The sequence below is a fragment of the Streptomyces sp. SID5910 genome (assembly GCF_009862125.1).
In the GTDB taxonomy this organism is placed as follows: domain Bacteria; phylum Actinomycetota; class Actinomycetes; order Streptomycetales; family Streptomycetaceae; genus Streptomyces.
Genome location: NZ_WWHX01000942.1, coordinates 1 through 3,250 on the forward strand (window position 1 = coordinate 1; position 3,250 = coordinate 3,250).

Below are 3,250 nucleotides of genomic sequence, written 5' to 3' on the forward strand. Positions count from 1 at the left end.
AGGGGCGCGGGGAACTGCGCGACCAGCCACCCACAACCGTGAGCCGGAAAACAACCGAACCGGCAGAAACTACGCCGCGCTCAACGCCAACCACTCCGGCAGCGCCGAGACATCACCCCCGGCCAGCGCCAGCAACATCGCATCGGCAGGCGTAGGCTCGAACGGCTCCCGCAGCAACGGCATCCCCGCCTGCTCCGGCGTCCGGTTCGCCTTGCGGTGATTGTCCTCCGCGCAGGACGCCACCGTGTTCAGCCACGTGTCCTGCCCGCCGTGCGACCTCGGCACCACGTGGTCCACGGTCGTCGCCCGCCGCCCGCAGTACGCGCACCGGTGCCGGTCCCGGACCAGCACACCCCGCCGCGACCACGGCGCACGTCTTCGAAACGGCACCCGCACGTATTGGCACAGCCTGATCACCCGGGGCGCCGGTATGTCCAGCGCGGCACCGCGCATCCGCAGCGAGGGGTGGGCCTGCTCCACGACGGCCTTGTCCTGGAGCACCAGAACGACGGCTCGATTCAGCGTCACCGTCGACAGCGGCTCGAAGCTCGCGTTCAGCACCAGCGTGTCCCGCATACCAGCCCACCTCCCGTGTGCACCGGCCCACCCTTTGGCGGGCTGGGATCAACTCTGGCCGGGCACGCCGGGATGGACAACGCAATATAAAGATGCCCGCCCCTGATCCATTCCAAGACCAGGGGCGGGCAAACGTTCCATGAACGCCCGGTTGCTCAGCTGTCGGCGGGCACCTCGTACTCACCGACGAGCTGGGCACGCCCGATCGTGTGGAACCGCAGGTTGAAACCCACGAAGGCGGGCGTGGCGTCGGCGTCCGGACCGAGCTTCTCCTCGTCCACGGCGTACACCGTGAAGACATAACGGTGCGGACCGTCCCCGGCCGGCGGCGCGGCACCGCCGAACTCCCTGCTGCCGTAGTCGTTGCGCGCCTGAACGGCACCCTTCGGCAGGCCCTCGAACGAGCCGCTGCCCGCGCCCACCGGCAGCTCGGTCACCGAGGCCGGGATGTCGAACACCACCCAGTGCCAGAACCCGCTGCCCGTCGGGGCGTCCGGGTCGTAGCACGTCACGGCGAAGCTCTTGGTCTCGGCGGGGAAGCCCTCCCACCGCAGGTGCGGAGAAGTGTTGCCGGCCGCGTGGACCTGAGCGTCCTTGAGCGTCGCCCCCTCCTGGACGTCGTCACTCGCGACCGTGAACGACGCCACGGGCGGGTGGAAGTCATGGGGGAGCGGACGCCGCTTGAGCTCGGTCACCTCGGTACCTCCTGATCGTCTGGTGCAGAGGTGACCGAGCCTAGAACCACTAGAACCAGTTCCGCTTGCTGCCGACCTCGGACAGCCACTGGTTGAGGTACGCCGTCCAGTCGGTGCCCTGGTAGTCGTTCAGCCCCACCTTGAACGAGCGGAACGTGTCGCTGCCCTCGCTGAACAGGCCCGGCTTCTTGTCCATCTCCAGCACGACGTCCATCGCCTGCGCGTCGGCCACGAAGCTCAGCTCGACCTGGTTCAGCCCCCGGTACTGCTGGGGCGGGAAGAACTCGATCTCCTGGTAGAAGGGCAGCTTCTGCCGCGTCCCCCGGATGTGGCCGCGCTCCATGTCAGCGCTCTTGAAGCGGAAGCCCAGCTGGATGAACGCGTCCAGGATCGCCTTCTGCGCCGGCAGCGGGTGCACGTTGATCGGGTCCAGGTCACCTGAGTCCACGGCACGAGCGATCTCCAGCTCGGTCGTGACGCCGATGTTCATCCCGCGCAGCGCCTGTCCGTCGATCATCGTGACCGGCGTCTCCCAGGGGATCTCCAGGCCGAAGGGCACCGCGTGCACGGCACCGGCCTTCAGCTCGAAGGCACCGCCGAGGCGGACCTTGGTGAACTCGATGTCCTGCTTGTACTCCTCGTCACCGCTCTCGACCTCGACCTTGGCCTGTAGACCGACGGACAGCCCCTCGATCTGCTGGTCGACGGAACCGCCCTGGATCCGCACCTCACCCTGGACGACACCGCCCGGTACGACGTTGACCTCGTGCAGCTCGGTCTCCACCGAGGCCCCGCCGGCCCCCAGGCTCGCGAGCAGCTTCTTGAACGCCATGTCTCTCCCTCTCAGGATGTGTGTGAACCCTCGGTCCCTAGAAACGCGATCCGGCCGCGACCGGTTCCGCGCCCCTCACCCTGACAAGGCGGGCGCCCGCTGACCACCCTGCGAACCCACCCACCTGCGTTACGCTCGGACGGCATGATCGCGACCCCCGACCGTACGCCCCTGCCCCGGGAATTCTTCGACCGCCCCATTCTCGAGGTGGCCCCCGACCTCCTGGGCCGCATCCTCCTACGGAACACCCCGGACGGTCCGATCGCCCTCCGCCTGACAGAGGTCGAGGCCTACGACGGCCAGAACGACCCCGGCTCACACGCCTACCGAGGCCGCACACCCCGCAACGACGTGATGTTCGGTCCCCCCGGACACGTGTACGTCTACTTCACCTACGGCATGTGGTTCTGCATGAACCTGGTCTGCGGTCCCGAAGGCAGGTCGAGCGCCGTCCTCCTCCGCGCCGGCGAGATCATCGAGGGCGCCGAGCTGGCCCGCACCCGCCGCCTCTCGGCCCGCAACGACAAGGAACTGGCCAAGGGCCCGGCCCGCCTGGCCACCGCCCTCGGCGTGGACCGCGCCCTGAACGGCACGGACGCGTGCACCGCGGAGGACACCCCGCTGCGCATCCTGACCGGCACCCCCGTACCGCGTGGCCAGGTACGCAACGGCCCGCGCACCGGCGTGGCCGGCGAGGGCGGCGTCCACCCCTGGCGCTACTGGGTCGCGGACGACCCCACGGTCAGCCCGTACCGGGCCCATGTGCCCCGTCGCCGCCGAAGTTGACTCGCCCCTACGAGGCGCGTAATGTGGCCCGAGCCGCTGAACCGGGTACGGCATTCGCCTGCAGCCGGAGCGGCCAACCCACTACAACGACTCCTCTCGCGAGGCGGATTTTGGCGTGTCCGCATGCCCGAATTCGAACTCATCGGCTCGATTATGAGTCGGCAGGGAAATCGGCTAACGTAGTGAATGTCGAAAGGCCGACGGGCGAAAGCCCGAAAGCCTCGACAAACCCGCCGACCGGGAATCAGGGCCGAAAGGATCTGATAGAGTCGGAAACGCAAGACCGAAGGGAAAAGCCCGGAGGAAAGCCCGAGAGGGTGAGTACAAAGGAAGCGTCCGTTCCTTGAGAACTCAACAGCGT

At 68.0% G+C, this 3,250-nt stretch carries 4 protein-coding genes; 1 reads left to right on the top strand and 3 read right to left on the bottom strand.

Going from position 1 to position 3,250, the window contains the following annotated elements; all coding sequences use genetic code 11:
• Positions 1 to 69: 69 nt before the first annotated feature.
• The 3 genes from GTW67_RS33600 to GTW67_RS33610 all read right to left on the bottom strand — a co-directional run bounded on the left by GTW67_RS33600 (position 70) and on the right by GTW67_RS33610 (position 2,103).
• Entirely contained in the window at positions 70 to 576 is a 507-nt protein-coding gene (locus GTW67_RS33600) for an HNH endonuclease (protein WP_161168513.1), read from the bottom strand.
• 155 nt (positions 577 to 731) lie between these two features.
• Entirely contained in the window at positions 732 to 1,271 is a 540-nt protein-coding gene (locus GTW67_RS33605) for a YbhB/YbcL family Raf kinase inhibitor-like protein (RefSeq protein ID WP_161168514.1), read from the bottom strand.
• A 49-nt stretch (positions 1,272 to 1,320) separates the two neighbouring features.
• A complete protein-coding gene (locus GTW67_RS33610) occupies positions 1,321 to 2,103 on the bottom strand; it encodes a sporulation protein (protein ID WP_161168515.1) in 783 nt (260 codons plus the stop codon).
• Positions 2,104 to 2,247: 144 nt separating this feature from the next.
• Here GTW67_RS33610 and GTW67_RS33615 point away from each other — a divergent pair, with 144 nt between their 5' ends.
• A complete protein-coding gene (locus GTW67_RS33615; RefSeq protein WP_161168516.1) occupies positions 2,248 to 2,889 on the top strand; it encodes a DNA-3-methyladenine glycosylase in 642 nt (213 codons plus the stop codon).
• The last annotated feature ends 361 nt before the right edge of the window (positions 2,890 to 3,250 follow it).